General features: G+C 64.7%; 14 protein-coding genes and 1 pseudogene. 6 read left to right on the top strand and 9 right to left on the bottom strand.

Going from position 1 to position 18,730, the window contains the following annotated elements; all coding sequences use genetic code 11:
- Positions 1-95 precede the first annotated feature (95 nt).
- The 6 genes from ltrA to murI form a co-directional block, all read right to left on the bottom strand.
- Complete coding sequence (gene ltrA / locus ACVJ19_RS36175; protein ID WP_028144467.1) at positions 96-1,472, bottom strand: group II intron reverse transcriptase/maturase; 1,377 nt, start codon at positions 1,470-1,472, stop codon at positions 96-98.
- Positions 1,473-1,944: 472 nt separating this feature from the next.
- On the bottom strand, positions 1,945-2,562 hold the full coding sequence (rpsD, locus tag ACVJ19_RS36170) for a 30S ribosomal protein S4 (protein ID WP_453953804.1): 618 nt from the start codon (positions 2,560-2,562) through the stop codon (positions 1,945-1,947).
- Between the two features lie 279 nt (positions 2,563-2,841).
- Complete coding sequence (locus ACVJ19_RS36165; protein WP_453953803.1) at positions 2,842-3,609, bottom strand: acyltransferase; 768 nt, start codon at positions 3,607-3,609, stop codon at positions 2,842-2,844.
- Positions 3,610-3,714: 105 nt separating this feature from the next.
- Positions 3,715-4,098 carry a cupin domain-containing protein gene (locus ACVJ19_RS36160; RefSeq protein ID WP_453953802.1) on the bottom strand — a complete coding sequence of 128 codons (384 nt, stop codon included), beginning with the start codon at positions 4,096-4,098 and terminating at the stop codon, positions 3,715-3,717.
- 71 nt (positions 4,099-4,169) lie between these two features.
- Entirely contained in the window at positions 4,170-4,943 is a 774-nt protein-coding gene (locus ACVJ19_RS36155) for an HpcH/HpaI aldolase family protein (RefSeq protein ID WP_453953801.1), read from the bottom strand.
- 61 nt (positions 4,944-5,004) lie between these two features.
- Positions 5,005-5,796, bottom strand: a complete 792-nt coding sequence (gene murI / locus ACVJ19_RS36150) for a glutamate racemase (protein WP_453953800.1) — start codon at positions 5,794-5,796, stop codon at positions 5,005-5,007.
- Positions 5,797-5,971: 175 nt separating this feature from the next.
- Here murI and ACVJ19_RS36145 point away from each other — a divergent pair, with 175 nt between their 5' ends.
- A complete protein-coding gene (locus tag ACVJ19_RS36145) occupies positions 5,972-6,565 on the top strand; it encodes a cytochrome b (protein ID WP_453953799.1) in 594 nt (197 codons plus the stop codon).
- 201 nt (positions 6,566-6,766) lie between these two features.
- Positions 6,767-7,408, top strand: a complete 642-nt coding sequence (locus ACVJ19_RS36140; RefSeq protein WP_453953798.1) for a glutathione S-transferase family protein — start codon at positions 6,767-6,769, stop codon at positions 7,406-7,408.
- 7 nt (positions 7,409-7,415) lie between these two features.
- On the opposite strand, the gene ACVJ19_RS36135 is transcribed toward ACVJ19_RS36140, so the two are convergent.
- On the bottom strand, positions 7,416-8,222 hold the full coding sequence (locus tag ACVJ19_RS36135) for a Crp/Fnr family transcriptional regulator (protein WP_453953797.1): 807 nt from the start codon (positions 8,220-8,222) through the stop codon (positions 7,416-7,418).
- Between the two features lie 251 nt (positions 8,223-8,473).
- A complete protein-coding gene (locus ACVJ19_RS36130; RefSeq protein WP_456739495.1) occupies positions 8,474-9,556 on the bottom strand; it encodes a SecDF P1 head subdomain-containing protein in 1,083 nt (360 codons plus the stop codon).
- 243 nt (positions 9,557-9,799) lie between these two features.
- Here ACVJ19_RS36130 and ACVJ19_RS36125 point away from each other — a divergent pair.
- A pseudogene (locus ACVJ19_RS36125) lies at positions 9,800-11,706 on the top strand (acyl-CoA synthetase).
- A 72-nt stretch (positions 11,707-11,778) separates the two neighbouring features.
- Positions 11,779-13,104 (top strand): LVIVD repeat-containing protein, encoded by a 1,326-nt coding sequence (locus ACVJ19_RS36120; RefSeq protein WP_453953795.1) that lies wholly within the window; start codon positions 11,779-11,781, stop codon positions 13,102-13,104.
- 69 nt (positions 13,105-13,173) lie between these two features.
- On the opposite strand, the gene ACVJ19_RS36115 is transcribed toward ACVJ19_RS36120, so the two are convergent.
- A complete protein-coding gene (locus ACVJ19_RS36115) occupies positions 13,174-14,541 on the bottom strand; it encodes an ABC transporter substrate-binding protein (RefSeq protein WP_453953794.1) in 1,368 nt (455 codons plus the stop codon).
- A gap of 264 nt (positions 14,542-14,805) precedes the next feature.
- On the opposite strand from ACVJ19_RS36115, the gene ACVJ19_RS36110 reads away from it, so the two are divergent.
- Both ACVJ19_RS36110 and ACVJ19_RS36105 read left to right on the top strand, forming a co-directional pair.
- Entirely contained in the window at positions 14,806-16,605 is a 1,800-nt protein-coding gene (locus ACVJ19_RS36110; RefSeq protein WP_456739494.1) for an ATP-binding protein, read from the top strand.
- 290 nt (positions 16,606-16,895) lie between these two features.
- Positions 16,896-18,707, top strand: coding sequence for a caspase family protein (locus ACVJ19_RS36105; RefSeq protein ID WP_453953792.1), 1,812 nt, complete (start codon positions 16,896-16,898; stop codon positions 18,705-18,707).
- The last annotated feature ends 23 nt before the right edge of the window (positions 18,708-18,730 follow it).

The raw sequence follows: 18,730 nt of genomic DNA, 5'->3' as shown, positions 1-18,730 counted from the left end.
GGAATGGCCGGCTCAATCGGGATAGGGGGAAGCCTCGCGGCTCCGCCCCTCCCACACCACCGGACATACGGGTCCGTATCCGGCGGTTCAGCGGATTATGCGGGTCGCCGTGCCGCGACGGAAGCCAAGCCGAGTGAGGCAAAGAAGCCGTTTGGCAGAGCAATGGTGAGCGCGGGGCTGTTCGCGAGCCGCCAAGGGCCACGTGGGCTGCCGGCGGTTTGCGCCGCCAGATCCCGGCCGACGCCGCGGCGTCGCAACTCGGCAAAGCGAGCGGGTCCATACTTCCATTGCTTCCAGGCAACGGCGCGCAACCGTCGCCTGATCCACTGGTCAAGCACGCGCAACACCGACGGGGTTTGACAGAAGCCGAAGTAGCCGTGCCACCCAATCAGGTAGGTCGACAGTTCTTTGGCGATCTGCACGAGGCATCGACCACGCGTGCGTCGCGTGAGCTCCCGAACCTTCGCCTTGAAGCGGGCGAGTGCCTGCGGCGCGATGCGCCGCCGCGGTTCTTGCCCGCCGGTGAAGCTGAAGCCCAGGAACTTGCGAACACTCGGTTTGGCAACCGCGCTCTTCGCTTTGTTGATCTTGAGCTTGAGGCGCTTTTCGAGGAACCTCTCGACGCCAGCCAGCACCCGTTCGCCCGCCCGCTGACTGCGCACGTAGATGTTGCAGTCGTCGGCGTAACGCACGAAGCGGTGGCCGCGCTTCTCCAGTTCCTTGTCCAGCACATCCAGCATCAGGTTCGACAACAGCGGCGAGAGCGGACCGCCCTGCGGCGTGCCCTCTTCCGTCGGACTGACCAGCCCTCCTTCCAACACACCCGCATTCAGGAAGGCGCGGATGAGCTTCAGGATGCGCTTGTCAGCAACCCGCTTGGCAACCAGTCCCATCAGGATGTCGTGGTTGACCCGGTCAAAGAACTTCTCCAGGTCGATGTCCACCACGATGCTGTGGCCGGCCGCAATGTACGCCTGCGCCCGTTCCACCGCCCGATGTGCCGAGCGCCCCGGCCGAAAGCCGAAGCTCGTCTCGGCGAACGTCCTATCCCAATCCGCCTGCAGCACCTGCATCACCGCCTGCTGGATCAAGCGGTCGAGCACCGTCGGAATGCCGAGCGGCCGCAGGCCGCCCGACGCCTTCGGTATCTCCACCCGCCGCACCGGCTGTGGCTTGTAGGTGCCGTCAAGCAACTGGGCTCGGATCGCAGGCCAGTGCTCCTTCAGGTGGGCTGACAGCTCGCCGACGGTCATCCCGTCGACGCCCGCCGCGCCCTTGTTGCGCTTTACTTGCGCCAACGCTGCCTTCAGATTCTCACTCTCGACAACGTCTTCCATCGACGGTCCTGCGACCGCCGGGCGTTCGAGACAGACTTCCGCCGCACGCGCTTCAGGCTCTCGGGCGCCGGCGCTTCGGGCTTCACCCTCCGCTCCGGGGCTCAAGTTCAGCTCGACCTGATTCTTCTGCCGCATGGCTCGCACGAGATCGCCGCTCTACTGACCACTTCCACCGTTCAGGCCTTCAGCGGCGCGCTGCCGCCTACTACGCCCTCGGCTGACTTCTGCGCTGCGGTCAGGCCGTCTTGCGACGGTCTCAGTCTCGTTGCCGAGACACAGCGCAGACCTCCCGAGGTAAGACCGACCGCCTTCACCGCACGCCCGCCGAATTTACCACCCCGACCTTTGATGACCTTGGACTTCGCGATCAATTGCTCGCTCGTCCGGCCGGGTAGGCCTCGTTATCCGGTGTTTGTCCATCGGGCCGCGGCTTTGCTCCACGCTTTCTTCAGACCCCACCTCACGATGACGCCCTTGCGCTTCGCTAATCCTTCGCCGCCATCAGGCTGGATAGAGGACTTCCACCTCCAAGCTGTCGCTCATACTCGGCACACAACAAAAAGGCCCCGGAAAACCGGGGCCTTTGAACGTTGGTATGCCGAAACTATCAGCGCGAATAGAATTCGACGACCAGATGGGGCTCCATCTGCACCGGGAACGGCACGTCGGAGAGGCCGGGGATGCGCGCGTACTTCGCGGTCATCTTGCCGTGGTCGACTTCGAGATAGTCGGGGACCTCGCGCTCGGGGAGCTGGCTGGCTTCGAGCACGTGGGCGAGCTGCTTGGAGGCTTCCTTGACCTCGATCACGTCGCCGACCTTGAGCTGGTAGCTCGAGATGTTGACCTTGCGACCGTTCACCTTGATGTGGCCGTGGTTGATGAACTGGCGGGCGGCGAAGATCGTGGAGACGAACTTGGCGCGGTACACGACCGCGTCGAGACGACGCTCGAGGAGGCCGATCAGGTTCTCGCCGGTGTCACCCTTGAGGCGGCTCGCCTCGACATAGATGCCGTGGAACTGGCGCTCGGAAATATTGGCGTAGTAGCCCTTGAGCTTCTGCTTGGCGCGGAGCTGCACGCCGAAGTCGGAGAGCTTGCCCTTGCGGCGCTGGCCGTGCTGGCCGGGGCCGTACTCGCGGCGGTTCACGGGGCTCTTCGGGCGGCCCCAGATGTTCTGGCCCATACGGCGATCGATCTTGTACTTCGCCTCACTGCGCTTAGTCATCGCGTCCTCTTCGGTTGCATGGTTTGAGGAAACGCGCCCTCCTGTGTGACGGGCCAGGCCCGGCACCGACAGGTCCGATCCCCAAAGCTAGAGGGAGAGGACCACGGGTCGCGAAACGCTTCGCGGGCCGAAATCGGCCCGCGAGCAGGCGGCTTTTAGGGGAGTTTGGGGTTCGCTGTCAATTCTTTAGCCGTCATTCCGGGGCGCTCGCAGAGCGAACCCGGAACCTCGAGATCCCGGGTTCGGTGCTGCGCACCGCCCCGGGATACCGCTACGCGGTCAGGTCCTGACCGCCCGGACCGCCTTTGGGCCGGCCGCTTGCAATTCGGCAGCGATTTCAGTGTTCAGGACCTGTTCCAGCCGGGTCAGGACCCGGGCCATGGGGGCGGCGTCGGTGACCCGGTGGTCCCAGCGGATCACGACATGGATGGTCTGGTCGGGCGCGACCACCCCATAGCTGACGATAAACGGGCCTGGCGTGATCGGATGGAGCTCGCCGCCGCCATAGGCGGCCACCGAGCTCACCGCAAAGCTGCCGAACCAGTTACCGCGTTGCCGGCCGAAATTCAGGCCCACGGCCCAGGACAGCCGCCGCAGCGGCAGCGGCAGGCGGGTCGCCCGCATGATCTTGCGGAACATTGGGACGTCGTTGATGGGGGCGGTCTTGGCGCGCCGGATTTCGGCGTCGACCGCCGCCAGCGTCATGGTCTCGGGGGCCGCGATCCGCTGCGGCATCACGCATTCCTCGCCGTCCTCGACCCGGGCGATCGCCACCGACGCCACGCTATTGGGCAGCTCGTAGAGCGAAGGCCAAGGCCATTTGGCGTAGACGGTGCGCAGGACCGGCTCATCCCTGGCGACGAGGGCAAAGGCCTTGACGACCATGGCCGCCCAGCCTGCGGGCGCCGGCGCGCCGGCACGGGCCTCCAGCAGGGGACGAATATCGAGCGAACGGGACAGCGAGACGAACGGCACGTCCATCGACGCGCGCATGAGGTCGCAAATCAGGCGGCGCGGCAGCGAAATGGTCTTGGGCGTCCCGCGCATCGCTCTTTCGGTTCCGGCGGATGAAAATATGTGCAGCGAGCGGGTTCCCGCTCGCTGCCTGCTCTAGCACGAACCAACCCGCTTGGGGCCGGTCGGTTCGCCGCATCAGGGCGCCGGCGAGGCCAGCGGCTTGGTCTTGTCGACGACGTAAACTCCAAGCACTTTCATAGCCTTATCGCCATGAGCCTTGGCGTCGTGCACGACGCCTGCCGGGATCTGGTAGGAATCACCGGCTTTCAGGGTTTTCTCGGGCTGCCCGTCGATCAGGAGATTGAGCTCGCCTTCGAGCACATAGCCCGTCTCGATTCCGGGGTGGATATGGCGTCCGGCGGAACCGCCGGCGGGGACTTCCGCGATCGCGGTGACGGTGGCGTAGCCGTCGGGGAATTCGACCTTCTGGAGCGGGGTGCGCTTGATGCCGGGCTGCTGGGCGAAGGCCGCAAAGGCAAGGCCTGCGAAGGACAGAGCGAGCAAAGTCTTCTTGAGCATGGTTGTTTTTCCTCCCTGGAGCCGCCGACCGTAGCAGCGCGGCAGTTCCCGGCAAGGTGGTAATCGGCTGCTCAGCGCCTGATCCCGTCGAACGCCGCCATGATGCCGCGCTGGAACAGCGACCAGTCGAAGCCGAGCGCAATGGCGCGGTAGCCCCGGTCGATCAGGGCGTTGGCCTGGTCGGCGGTGCGGGCCACGCCGCCGATCGGCACGCCGCTTCTGAGAATGCCGGCCTCGGCGCGGGCGACCAACTCGAGCAATTCCGGATCGTCCATCTGGCCGCGCTTGTTGATGGAGGTGGCGAGATCGCCGGGACCGATCACGGCGACGTCGATGCCGGGTGTTGCCATGATCTCGTCGATGCGGTTGACGGCCTCGACATGCTCGATGGTGACCATGCAGATCATCTCGTCATCGGCGGAGGCCATGTAATCAGGCATCGACTGGCCCCAGCGGAAGGGAGCGTGGAACGGTCCCCAGAGACGGTCGCCGCGCGGCGGGTAGCGCACGCTGCGCACGGCCTTCTCGGCCTCGTTGCGGTTGGTGATCATCGGAAAATTGATGCCGAAGGCGCCGATGTCCATCGGCGCCTTGGCAAGCCACGGCTCGTTCGCCGCGATCCGCACCAGGGGCGTGCACGGCGTGCCCGTCGTCGCGGCAATCATCGCATGCGCTTCGGTGAGGCCGATCGGTCCGTGCTCGAGATCGACGATGATCCAGTCGAGCGAACGCGCCATGATCTGCACCAACTGCACGCTCGGGATGGTCGCGATGGCGCCGAACGCGGGGCGGCCCTCGCTCCACAATTGGCGGAGGCGATTGAGCGGCTTTGCGGGGACCGGCATATGATGACCTGCGCGGAGATGACGACGGCAGAGCCTAGCAGCGCGTCGTCAATGCGGAAAGTCAGGCCACTGCGCGCCCGCCGAAGAACGGCGTCAGCGTGGCACTGAGGCCATGCACGCGGTTCGAGGTGAAGATCATCTCGGCGCCGGACTGCGCGATGGCGCAGGTAGACGCACCCAGCAGGTCCGAGACGCGGCGGGCGATCGCCGGCGCCGGATCGATCCAGTCGACCGGCCAGGGCGCTAGCTTGGTCAGCCGGTCGAGCAGCAGCGGATAATGCGTGCAGGCCAGCACCACCGTATCGGTGCGCGCGCCCGCCTCCTCGCCGACGAAGCAGGGCGCGAGCTCGGCGCGGATGGCGTCGTCACTGACGGAAGCGCCACTCAGCTCGGCTTCGGCAAGCGAGGCGAGCTCGGGCGAGCCGACCAGCGTGACCTCGCAGCCTTGCGCGAAATCGCGGATCAGCGCCTTGGTGTATTCGCGTTTGACCGTGCCCTTGGTGCCGAGCACCGAGACGCGGCGGGTCTTCGACCGGGCGCAGGCCGGCTTGATCGCCGGCACCGTGCCGACGAAGGGCAGGGAATAAGCGGCGCGCAGGTGCGATAGGACGAGGGTGGAGGCTGTGTTGCAGGCGATGACGACGAGGTCGGGATCATGGGTGCCGATCAGCTCCCCCATCAACGGCACGACGCGGGCGATGATCTCGTCCTCGCTGTGGTGGCCGTAGGGGAAGAAGGCGTCGTCGGCGACGTAAACATAGTGTGCGTCGGGGCGCGCGGCCACGACCTCACGGAGCACCGTGAGCCCGCCAAGGCCGGAATCGAATACCAGGATCGTCGGGGAATTGGTCACGTCGCTACCCTAGCCAGCCATGGTTACCATTCGGTTTTTAGGGCGATTTTGCGGCGGGGGAGCGTGGTCGCCAGTTTGGAACGATTCAATTTCGTGATTCCCGCATTGTCCCGCTATCAGGCAGCGATATTGCACTGCGGGTGGGGACATATCCGCAAAATTCCGGAGAGCCGACATGATCAGAAACACCAGTCACGGCTGGGGCAGCGTCTCCCGTTGGCTGCACTGGATCCTGGCGCTGACGATCATCGGCATGATCGGCTTCGGCTGGTGGATGAACCACATCCCGGCGCGCCCCGACCGCTTCTTCTACCGCTCGATCCATGCCGATATCGGCTATGTGATCCTGCTGCTCACGCTGCTGCGCCTGGTCTGGCGCGTCGCCAACCCGACGCCGGCTTTGCCGGCCGACAGCCAGCCCTGGCAGAAGCTCGCCGCCCGCATCAGCCATTGCGCGCTCTACCTCGCCGTCATCGTCGTGATCCTGCTCGGCTGGGCTCATTCGGGTGCGCACACGCCGGATTATTCGGATTTCTTCGGCCTGTTTCACGTGCCGCAATTCACTTCTCCCGACCGCGAAGCCGCGCGCGCCTATGAAGATCGCCACATCCTCTTTGCCTATGTGCTGCTTGCCCTGATCGCGGTTCACGTCATCGCCGCCATCTGGCACCACTTCATCCGCCGTGATCACGTCGTGGCGCGGATGGTGACGGACGAGGCGGGGTTGGGTGACGGTCTCGTGTCCCGGACGCGCTGCAACGCTTCTTAGCGTTGCTGCGCAGAGCCGGGACCCACGTCGCGCGGCTTGCTCTCTGCCGCATGGGCCCCGGCTCTGCAGCGCACCGCTGAAGAAGCGCTGCGCTGCGTCCGGGGCACGAGAGGAAAGTGTGGGGCATGCTCTCTCCACACCGTCGCTGCGCTCGCAATGACGGGTTAGGATGCAGCGTCACGATTGATCGCAGGAGACGCCATGCTCACCGTTCATCATCTCGGCAAATCGCAATCCGAGCGCATCGTCTGGCTGTGTGAAGAGCTCGACATCCCCTACGAGCTGAAGCGTTACGCCCGCGATCCCGTCACCATGCTGGCGCCGCCCGACTACAAGGCGCTGCACCCGATCGGGGCGGCGCCCGTCGTCACCGATGGCGATCTCGTGCTCGCCGAATCCGGTGCCATCGTCGACTACATCATGGCGAAATACGGCAATGGACGCCTCGTGCTCCGCCCGGACGACCCGGACTTCGCGCAGTTCCTGTACTGGTTTCACTTCGCCAACGGCACGCTGCAGGCCGGCATGGGCCGGCTGATGATCCTGAACCGGCTCAAGCTCGCCGAGGACAATCCGATGCTGGTCGCGACCAGAGGGCGCGTCGACCGCGCCTTCGATCTGGTCGATGCGCGCGTTCGCGATGCCGAATATCTGGCGGGCAGGACCTTCACCACCGCCGACATCATGACGGGCTTCTCGCTCACCACGATGCGCTACTTCCAGCCCTATGATCTCTCCCGCTGCCCGAACGTGGTCAAATATCTCGGCCGCATTGGTGCGCGGGCGGCCTATCGACGCGCGATGGAGAAGGGCGATCCGGGCATGGCGCTGCTCTTGAGCTGACCGCCGGTCACGCGATCCTGTTGGTGGTGGCCGCCCGCTCCGTGGCAAGTTGCTTCTGCAGGCGATCGATGTTTTGCAGCAGGCGCTGGCTGGTCAGCACCAGGAAATAATAACCGAACTGCGGATCCTGGAAGTAGATCTCGAGCAGACGGTCATACGTGATCGTCAGCACCTGGCCGTCCTCGATGCATTCGATCGTTCCGGTGCGGCGGTTGTCAGGCGTCAGGAAACCGAGCTCGCCCATCAGCGCGCCCGGCAGGATCTCGACGTTGATCTCCTTGACCAGGAATTTGCCGGTGACCGTCAGGAGCATCTCCTTGGCCGGGTCGCCCAGCTTGAACAGCGTGTCGCCGCGGCGATATTTGCGCTCGGTCATGAACGGCTTGAGCCATTCGATCGACATGTCGCCCTCGGCCGCATGGCGCGCCTTCTTGACCAGCTTGAGCATCTGCCGCAGGCGAAGAGCGTTGATCGGAAGCAACAGAAGATAGAGCAGGAACGTCGAGACGTTGGCGGTGAGTGCGCCGAAAGCGGCGAAGAACGCGCAGCCGATCATGTTGGCCACCCGCAGGGGCACCATCGTCCGCATCAGGAGGGTGGCGACGAAGAAGCCGGCGCCGACCGCGGCGAACAAATTGGCGAACGTGATGTTGTGGACAAAGATCTCCAGCAGCCGATTGAAGATCGCGTCGTAAGTGACGTTGTCGGGATCGAGGCCCATCTGGACCAGGATCTTGGCGATCCTGAGGTTGTCCGTGGCCGCCTCGAGAATGCGGTCGAGGATCGAGGAAATGTCTGCGCTGCCGGACGGCATGGTACTAACCCCGCGTAAGGCCTTCAGTCCTGCTCGGTATTCGTATAGCCGAAATCGAATGACGACCGCTTGAATGAAGCCTCCGGCCGTCATGCCGCAAGAGGCAAATTTAGCCTGATCGGGCGTTTCGGCAATTGCCCGTTGGTTGCGCGTATGGCTTCCGCGCGCCCGTGATTCGGGGCGCCGGGTGCGGGCCTGGGCGTCGTGGACGGACCTGGGCGCCCCGGCGAGGTTGCGGGGCGACTTCCGCCTCAGGGCTTGGCGGCGGGCTGGACCACCTGCTGTTCGAGCAGGTCAAGGTGCCCGGGCAGCGACCCCGCGCGCAGCAACATGGCGACGCTGCTCGCTTCCTCCAGGGTGAAATTGCCTGAGATCTGGCCGGAACCCCCGGTGATGGGCTCGCGGATCACCGGGGCGGAGATCACCTTGTCGTCGAGCACGATGGCGAAGGGCTTTCCAATTTTCTCTTCCGTGATGTGGGCGAAACGCCGCGCGCCGCGTCCGTTGAAGCGGAACGAGGCGATCGGTTCGTTCGTGCTGCTCGCGAAGCCCGGGCCCGCGTAGCTGATGTCGTTGCCGTCGAGCGCGCTGTCCTTGGCAACAAGATAAGGACGCCTGTCCTTGAAGCCGAGCAGGACTTCCGTGCCTGCGGGCGGTGTGCCGGATTGCGCCTGTTCCGCCGGCATCGAGATGTCGATCAGGCGGAAGCTGACCTTGACCTTCGTGGCGAAGATCGCGGTGACGCGCTCGGGCTCCATCATCCCCGGGACGAAGATGCGGATGCGGTCGGTGCCATCAGGCTGGGCGCTGGCGAGCTTGATGCCGGCATCCTTGAGACGCTGCTCGATCATCGCGATGGAATCTTCGACGAGGTCGTGCAGCCCTGCGGCGGATGCGGCGTCAGTCGGCTTGAGCCTGACCAGCCCGTCGCCGCCGTCGGTCACGGTGAGGGCATGTGATGGCAATCCATCAGCGGCCGATGCGAGCTTGCGCGCGAGTTGTTCGCGGCCCCTGGGGTCGGCGATCTTCACCTCGACCCCACCGTCGCGGATCGCAAGGCCCGAGAAGGCGATCTTGCCCTCGCGCAGGGTCTTGTAAACGTCATCGCGGAGGTCCGTGACGGCGCTCTCGCGCAAGCCATCGACGTCCACCTTGTAAACGATGCGCGATCCGCCCAGCTTCTCCATCTTGTCGCCGATGAAGGCCGCGATCTTGGCGCGCATCTTCTCGAGCTGGCTGTCCGCGGCGAGCGCGGCGCGGGGCAGGGGGACCGTCGACGCCATCGCAAGCGCGAAGATCAGCGGTGCAATGCGATTCCGCAGGGGTGTGGTCATGATCACCTTAAGTCTTGCGGCAGGACGCTGGCAGGCGAATCTGATGCCAGTTCTTGGTCCCCGGATCGGGCGCGGAGGTTCAAATTCCGTTCGACCCGGGCCGTGTCGCCGCAGCCGCCAGGCGATGGACGAACGCCAAATCATCCCTCATTGTGTTCCTGCTCGGCCGGCCATCGGTCGGGTCTCGCCAAATCAAAATGTCAAAAGACAGGGGCGGGGAAATCTGAGGGAGGACAAAATTCCATGGCGGGCATCCATGCGCTCGATCGGCTGATCGGCAATGACTATCCGGACCTTTTGACCGACGATGAGGTCCGGGCCTTCGAGCAGGTCCCTTACGCGGACCGCGTCGCGGCCGAGAGCACTTATGACGCGATCAAACTCGGTGCGGCGCGCGATCCCGACGGCGCGGCGATCCAGTTCCTGCAGAATGCCGATCCGTCCGACACGCCGGTCGTGGTCACCTACCGCGACTTCATTGCGCGCGTCACGCAGGCCGCCAACATGTTTCACGCGCTTGGCGCGGAGAAGGGCGATGTCATCAGCTTCATGCTGCCGCTGGTGCCCGATGCCTTCGTGACGCTGTTCGGTGCGGAAGCTGCCGGCATCGCCAATCCCGTCAATCCGTTGCTGGAGCCGCACCAGATCGCGGAGATCCTGGAAGCCGCGAACACCAAGATCCTGGTGGCGCTCGGGCCGTTGCCCGGCACCGACATCTGGCAGAAGGTCGAGCAGATCCGCCCGCAGTTGAAGCACCTCAAGGCGATCGTGCAGGTGTTCGGCGGCGGCGATCCGGATAAGGGAATTTTCGCCTTCAACGACCTGATCAAGCAGCAGCCGGCGGACCGGCTCGTCAGCGGGCGCAAGATTTCGGGTGCCGATATCGCCGCCTATTTCCACACCGGCGGCACCACCGGCACGCCAAAGCTGGTGCGGCACACCCATGCCAACCAGGTCTATCAGGCCTGGGCGCTCAGCCTGCTGCTCAAGTCGAAGCCGGGCTCTAATTTGCTGTTCGGCATGCCGCTGTTTCATGTCGGGGGATCGCTGACGCAGGGGCTGCTGACTCTGTCGTGCGGCGGCTCGCTGGTCGTGCTGTCGCCGAGCGGCTGGCGCAATCCCAATTCGGTGAAGAACATCTGGGATTGGTCGAGCGCTATAAGCCAGAGGCGCTGTCGAGCGTGCCGACGGTGCTGGCCGCTGCGCTCGCGGTGCCGCCCGGTAATGCCGATATCTCCAGCCTCAAATACGCTGCCGGTGGCGGCTCGGCGATCCCCGTCGCCGTGGGCTCGGCGATCCAGGACAAGCTGAAGCTGCCGGTGGTCGAGGTCTACGGCATGACCGAGACCTCGAGCGTGCACACGCTCGCCTATCCGGGGCGGCCGATCCGGCTCGGTTCGGTCGGCCTTCCCATGCCGTATGCGCGCGTGCGCATCGTGCAACTCGATGCCGACGGCCGCCTGATCCGCGACTGTGCGCCGGACGAGATCGGCGTCGTCATCATGGCCGGGCCCGGCGTGTTCGGCGGCTATCTCAACGACGAGCACAACAAGGGCGCCTTCGTCGACGAGGTCTGGGTCAATTCCGGCGACCTCGGACGGCTCGATGCCGACGGCTATCTCTGGATCACCGGCCGCGCCAAGGACCTCGTGATCCGCGGCGGCCACAACATCGATCCGGCACCGATCGAGGAGATCATGTTCCGCCATCCCGCGGTCGGCTTCGCCGCCGTGGTCGGCCAGCCCGACGCTTACGCGGGTGAACTGCCTGTGGGCTACGTGCAGCTGAAACCGGGCGCCAGCGTCGAGCCGGGCGAATTGGAGAATTGGGTGCGCGAGCGCACGCCCGAGCGCGCCGCCGTTCCGGTGCAGGTCATCCCGATCGATCCGATGCCGGTGACAGGCGTCGGCAAGGTGTTCAAGCCGCAGCTGCGCTGGGACGCCGCGCAGCGCGTGTTCACCAAGGTGCTGGCACCGCTCGCCGAGCGTGGCATCGACTGCAAGGTGAAGGTCGGTGCGCACGGCAGCCACGGCTCGATCGCCACCGTGACGCTCACGGGACTGCCGGCGGACCAGCGTGAGGTTGTCGCCGGCGAGGTGCATACGCTGCTCGCGCCGTTCGTGATGCGGCACGAGGTGGTGCAGGTGTAGGTGAGGGCGCGAGAGGCTTGCATGCCTCGCCGCAAGCGAGCATCATCCCTCCAAAAAATTGGGGGGAAATCGATGCCTCAAGTCTCTCGCCGCCGCCACCTTCAGCAATTGTCGGGCGTGTTCGGCGCCGCCGCGCTGTCGGCGTGGTCGAGGTCGGCCTCGGCTTCAGAGGCGGACATCCCGCCGGAGGGCATCGGCAAGGGCATCCAGCACATCTCCTACAGCGACATCGGCGGTCGGCCCGACAGTGTGCAGGTGATGTTCAACCGGCAGCACGTCTATGTCGGGCACATGTTCAGCGACGGCGTGACGATCCTGGACGCCTCCGATCCGCGCGCGCTGAAGCCGGTCAACTTCTTCACCGCGGGGCAATACACCCGCACCCATCATTTGCAGGCGGCGGAGGACCTGCTGCTGGTTGCGAACGGCGCCAACATCGTCGCGATGCAGTCCTACGACAACATGCGCGGCTATTTCGAGAACACGCTGGTCGACAGCATCACCAAGGCCAAGAAATTCCGCTCCGGCCTGTCGATCCACGACATCTCGAAACCCACCGAGATGCGCGAGATCGCGTTCCTCGAAATGCCCGGCTTCGGCATCAACCGGCTGTGGTGGCCGGGCGGCCGCTATGCCTATGTGTCGGCGCATTTCGACGGCTTCACCGACCACATCCTGTGCGTGGTCGATCTGAAGACCATCACCAAGCCGGAAGTGGTCGCGAAATGGTGGCTGCCCGGCATGAACCGCGCGGCCGGCGAGCCGGCGGCGCCCAAGGGCAAGCGCTTTGCGCTGCATCACATGATCACGGCGGGCGATCGCGGCTATGCCGCCTGGCGCGACGGCGGCTTCACCATCCACGACATCAGCGATCCCGCAAATCCAAAGCTGCTGTCCCACGTCAACTGGTCGCCGCCCTTCGCCGGCGGCACGCATACGCCGCTGCCGCTGCCGAAGCGGCAGCTCGCGATCGTCGCGGACGAAGCCAACGCGGAGAAATGCGCCAAGGGCCTGTTCCACACCTTCGTGCTCGACGTGCGCGCGCCTGAGAACCCGGTGCCGATCGCAACCTTGCCGACCCCACGCGAGCGCGACTTCTGCACGATCGGCACTTTCGGTCCGCATAATCTGCACGAGAACCGTCCGGGCTCGTTCCAGAGCGAGGAGACGATCTTCGCGACCTACAACAATGCCGGCGTCAGAGTGTTCGACGTCAGGGATGCCTTTGCGCCGAAGGAGATCGCGTACTGGGTGCCGCCGATGCCGAAGAAGCTGATCGACCCCCGCCCGAATGTCGCCCTCGCAGCCAAGACCTGTGACGCCTACGTCCGGCCCGACGGGCTGATGTTCGTCTCCGACTGGAACGCCGGCATGCACGTGCTGCAATATCAGGGGTGACCGCCGCGCAAGGTTAAGTGGCGACTTGTCGGTCGAAACCAGCTCTTCCGATTAAACGACGCTTCGCCGCTACCCGCGGATCGCCGCATTGGCCTGCGCGGCTGCACCGGTCATCACATCCTTTGCCGATTTCGCGCCGTTGACCACTTCATTGACGCCGATCATGAACGCATCCAGGATCGGTCTCGATTGCGGATGGAAGAGAATCGCCTTGGCGCGGTCGACATCGGCATTTTGCAGGTTGGTCAGCGCCGCCTCGGCGGCTTGCGGGCCGAATGCCTTCTTGAAGCCCTCGCTGGACCACGCCGACACGCGGGTCGTCGCCAGCCCTGCTGCCGCAGTCTGCAGCGATGTCGGCTTGCTTGTCGCCCAGAGCAGGAACAGGAAAGCTGCCCGCTTGTTGCGTGATTTTGAATTGATGCAGGCCTGCCAGTGCGACATGAAGGGCACGGGGGCGTGACCAGGGAGATGCGGAAAGACTGCAAACTGGGCCTGCTTCGCGACGCGACTCCTGGCCGGATTGGAGATGTCGGTCGCGAAATTGCTGCTGTCGATCGCGACTGCAGTCCGCCCCTGCAGGAAGTCGTCCAGCACGTGGTACCATTCATAGCTGCCGACGCCGCCAGGCCCGGCCTGGCTGAGCAGGCGTCCGTACATCTCGACGGCCGCGATCGCTTCGGAGCTTGCGAAAACGGCCTTGTTGTCCTTGACCATGGCGCCGCCGTAAGAGAACACGAAGCCCATGGCCGGCGGGGAGGAATTGCCGCCGGCCTGGGCTCGCATAGCGATCCCCGACATCTCGCTGGACTTGAGCGCCTTGGCGGTCACCAGCAGCTCTTCGAACGTCTGCGGGACCGGCAGGTTCTTGGCCGCCAGCGCGTCCCCGTTGATGAACATGGTCATCGCTTCGGAGGTGATCGGCATGGCGTACCGTTCGCCGTCAGACCACAGCGGGAAGGCCCGAGCGGTCTTGAGCAGGTCGTTCTCGTCATACCAGCCGAGATCGGTCAGCGATTTGTTGGAATAATAGCCGTTCAGCGGCTCGAGCCATCCTCCTGAGATGCCCTGGCCATAGGTCGTGAACATGAAGACGTCGGGCGTCGTACTGCCGCGGGCAAGTCTGATCGGCAGGGCGCCGAGATATGTGGTTTCGAGTTGGAAATCGATGGTGACGTTGATGCCGGTGAGCCGGGTGAACTCCGGCAGCAGCGGCGTGATCGCATTCGACCAGGGATGGATCGCGCCCGAAAGAGAGATCGTCTGTCCCGCAAACTGCTTCCAATCGATGTTCGCGTTGGCGTAGGTCGCTGCGCGATCCTCGGCGAAGCTCCAGCGCGGCAGCGCGGCCAGCGTCGGCAAGACTGCGCCCGCTGCCCCCAGGCCCTTGACGAAGCTGCGACGGCTGGTCGGAATTCGACCGCTCTGTGCATGCGTCATACTGGCTCTCCCTGCGACGGGCCATCATTCGCAACACGAGCCATACCGGTGATGTGCGGCCCTCGCGCGACGACTGACGGCCAAACCGGTGTAACCTTGGCGGCGAGAATGTCGGGTTCTCGCCCCACCTAACCATGCTATTATTCTATCATGCTCTGGCGTCGACACCAGAAGACGCGCTGTCACACGAGCATCGAAGACCCAAGGCCGATGTCAGTCCCTGCTGTGGTCCCGTCTTTGCGATGGCTGGCTCGTCCGCTGATCGTGGCGGTCGTGGCGCTTCTGACGCTGTTCGCTGCGACGGGGTTTCTCGGCCTGCAATATCAGCAGGAGCGGCAGGCGGCCCATGACCTGCTTGGGCATAGCCGCCAGGTGCTCGAAACACTCGATCGGTTGCGTTCGATCACCGCCGAGCTGGAGACCGAACGGCGCGGGTATCTAATGACCCTCGACCCAACCTATCTCAAAGCCTACGGCGTCTCCGACGAAGGTGTGCGGCGCGAGGCGCAGGCGCTGCAGGCGCTGGTCGCGGACGATCCGTTGCAGAGTCTGCGCGCGCAACATTTGGCGCTGACCGTTTCGGCAAAGCTGCGCGAGATCGACGAGATGGTGAAGACCGCCGGCACGTCCGGGCAGGCGGCGCTGGCGATGATCCGCAGCATGGACGAGATCCGCTCGCAAATCGATCAGATGGTGGATCACGAGCGCTTTCGGCTCGCCGACCGGGAGACGCATGCCGAAGCATTCGAGGAGCGCTGGACCTGGCTGATGGCCGGCGCCGTTGTCCTCGTCGTCGCGCTGGCGGGGGCGGCGTTGGCGCTCGCGCGGCTCGAAGCGAAGCGGCGGAGACAGGCGACCGAGGAGAACGTTCAACTGCAGAGCGATCTTGCAGCGCGAGACATCAAGATCCGGCGCCTGTTCGACTCCAACATCATCGGGATCATCATCTGGGAAGTCGAGGGACGCATTCTCGAGGCCAATGACGCGTTCCTGCGCATCGTCGGATACGACCGGGACGATCTCGCCTCAGGGCGCCTGCATCGATTCGACCTCACGCCGCCGGAATGGCGCGACCGCGACGTGCAAACCGTGGCGGAATTGAAGCGGCTCGGGACGGCCCAGCCATTCGAGAAGGAATATCTGCGGAAGGATGGAAGCCGTGTCTCCGTGCTGATTGGCGGGACGATGTTTGCACAAGGTGGAGATCAAGGCGTCGGCTTTGTCCTCGATCTGACGCCTCTCAAGCGGGCAGAGGCCGAAGCTCGCGAACACGAGCGGCTCTACCGCGAAGCCCTGATGGAGCTCGCGCACGCAAATCGCGTCACCACGATGGGGCAGCTCACGGCTTCGATTGCCCATGAGGTCAACCAGCCTATCGCCGCGATCGTGGCGAACGCCGAGGCCGGGTTGAATTGGCTGGAGGCTCAACCGCCAAATCTGGAGCGGGTTCGACAGACGTTCGGCTGGATCACCGGCGATGGCATGCGAGCCGGCGACATCATCGGCCGGATCCGGGCGCTGATAAGGAAAGCGCCGCCGCAAAAGGAGGATATGGACATCAACCAGGCCGTGCTCGAGGTCATCGCGCTGACCCGCAGTGAAGCGTTCAAGCACGGCGTCTCGGTACGAACGCAACTTGCCGAAGGCTTGCCGGCCATTCAGGCAGATCGGGTTCAACTTCAGCAAGTGGTGCTCAACCTGATTGTCAACGCGATCGAGGCGATGGGCGCGGTTGGCGACGAGGAGCGCGAGTTGCTGATCAGCACCGATCGGGATGTATCGAACGGCGTGCATGTCACCTTGCGGGATTCCGGTCCGGGACTGGATCCGAAGAATGTCGAGTGCCTGTTCGAGGCCTTCTACACCACCAAGCCGACAGGCATGGGGATGGGCCTCGCCATCTGCCGCTCGATCATCGAGGCGCATGGCGGACAGATGTGGGCCGGCGCAAACGAGCCTCGGGGCGCCGTCTTTCAGTTCACCCTGCCGCTCGCCTCAGACGAGGCCACATCCCGCCTGTTGGAGGCGGACGAGCCAACGGGCCTGCGCTCTGTGGCCCGCTGACGGGGCCGCGTAACCTGTTCTTTTGCGGCTACGCAGCTGCGCAGCACGCGCCTTTCGCGATCCGGGCCGTGGTACAACCGCAGGAGGTGAGGCGGCATCAGACCTCAGCCTGGCCGGACCGGAGAGCGGCGCTTCGTCGCACGATCACCAAGCTGTCCGTGATGCCTTGTGTGACAATAGTCACATAAGGAGGATTTGGCATTCGGCCATGCTGCGAATAGTCTCATGGAATTGCATCCGGGGGGACGCAAGTGATTCCGGTTCGGCTATTTGCTTTGTTGATATTTGCGATGAGCCTTGCCTGCGGACCGGCGCATGCCGACCGGCGGGTCGCGCTCATCATAGGCAATTCCGCCTACAAGAGCGCGCCCAAGCTCGGCAATCCCGTGAACGATGCCACGCTGGTCGGCGGCATGTTCAAGAAGGCCGGCTTCGATTCCGTCGACGTCAGGCTGGATCTCAGCGCCAGCGAGATGCGGCGCATGCTGCGTGAGTTCGCCGGCAGGTCGCGCGATGCGGAGATGGCGGTGATCTATTACGCCGGCCACGGCATCGAGCTCGACGGCAACAATTATCTCATTCCGACCGACGCGACGCTGGAGACGGACGGTGACGTGCTCGACGAGACCATCCCGGTCGAGCGGGCGCTGTTCGCGGTCGAGCCGGCCAAGCAGCTGCGCCTGATCATCCTGGACGCCTGCCGCGACAACCCGTTCGCGAAGACGATGAAGCGCACGCTGGCCTCGCGCGCCATCGGACGCGGCCTCGCCAAGGTCGAACCGACCAGCCCCAACACCATGATTGCGTTCGCAGCCAAGGCGGGATCGACCGCATCGGACGGCGATGCCAGAAACAGCCCGTTCGCTGCCGCGCTGGTCGAGCACCTGCCGAAGCCGGGACTCGATCTGCGCAAGGCCTTCGGCTTCGTGCGCGACGACGTGCTCAAGGCGACCGGCTACAAGCAGGAGCCCTATGTCTACGGCTCGCTCGGCGGCGACGACGTGCCCCTGGTCGCGAAGCAAACCCCGACCGGTCCCCAGGCAAATCCGCAGGAGGCCATTCGCAGGGATTACGAGCTCGCTCTCCAGCTCGCGACGCGCGACGCCTGGGAAGCGTTTCTGGCGCAATATCCCGATGGCTTCTATGCCAACCTCGCCAAGGGCCAGCTGAACAAGATCGGCGCCGAAGAGACGCGTGCTACGGCCGAACAAAAGGCCAGGGCGGCCGAGCAGGAAAAGGCGAGGCTGATTGCCGAGCGCGCCCAGAAGGCCGAGCAGGAGAAGGCGGCCGCCGCCGCCAAGGCGGCCGAAGAGGCGCGGATCGCGGCGGAGAAGAAGAAGGAGATCGAGCAGGCAAAAGCTGAAGCGGCCGAACGTGAGCGCAAAGCGGCGGAGGCGGCGGCTGCGAAGGCGCTGGCCGAGAAGCAGGCGGCAGAGAAGGCCAAGGCCGAGCTTGCTGCAAAGCAGGCGGCGGAGAGAGCAGAGCAGGCTGCAAAGCCGGCGGTCGACCGGCAGTTACCGGAAGTCGAGCAAAAAGTCGCGGCGCTGTCGCCCGGGCCGACATCGCCATTGTCCCCTGCCGATCTCACGAAATCCGTGCAGAGCGAATTGCGCCGTGTCGGCTGCCTCACGTCGGCTGCGGAAGGCGAGTGGACGTCGGCCGCGCAGCGTTCGCTGACGCTGTTCAACAAATATGCCGGCACCCAGTTCGACGTGAAGCTTGCCAGCGTCGACGTACTCGATGCGCTCAAGGCGAAGCCGGGGCGGGTCTGCCCGCTGGTGTGCAATTTCGGCTTCAAGGCCGACGGCGATCAATGCGTGAAGATCACCTGCCGCGCCGGCTATCGCGTCGGTGACGACAACGAATGCGAGAAGATCCAGGAGAAGAAGCCGGTCGCGACGCGGGAAGATTCGCGGAAGCGGGACGCAGACCGGAAGGCAACCGAAGCTGCGCCGTCCAAGCCGGAAGCGAGCGGGCAGATCTTTTGCAATTCGGCGGGATGCCGCCCAGTGCAGAAAGGATGCCGGCTCGTGAGCGGAGTTATCCCGGGAAGGGTTAGCCCCAACGTCGCTACCGGCGGCAATTACGAGGTCTGTAACTAATCGTGCAGTCGAACAAAACCGCC

This window comes from Bradyrhizobium sp. USDA 376, assembly GCF_054063675.1.
The sequence above is the reverse complement of the archived record's forward strand: the minus strand, read 5'-3'. Positions and strand labels throughout refer to the sequence as shown.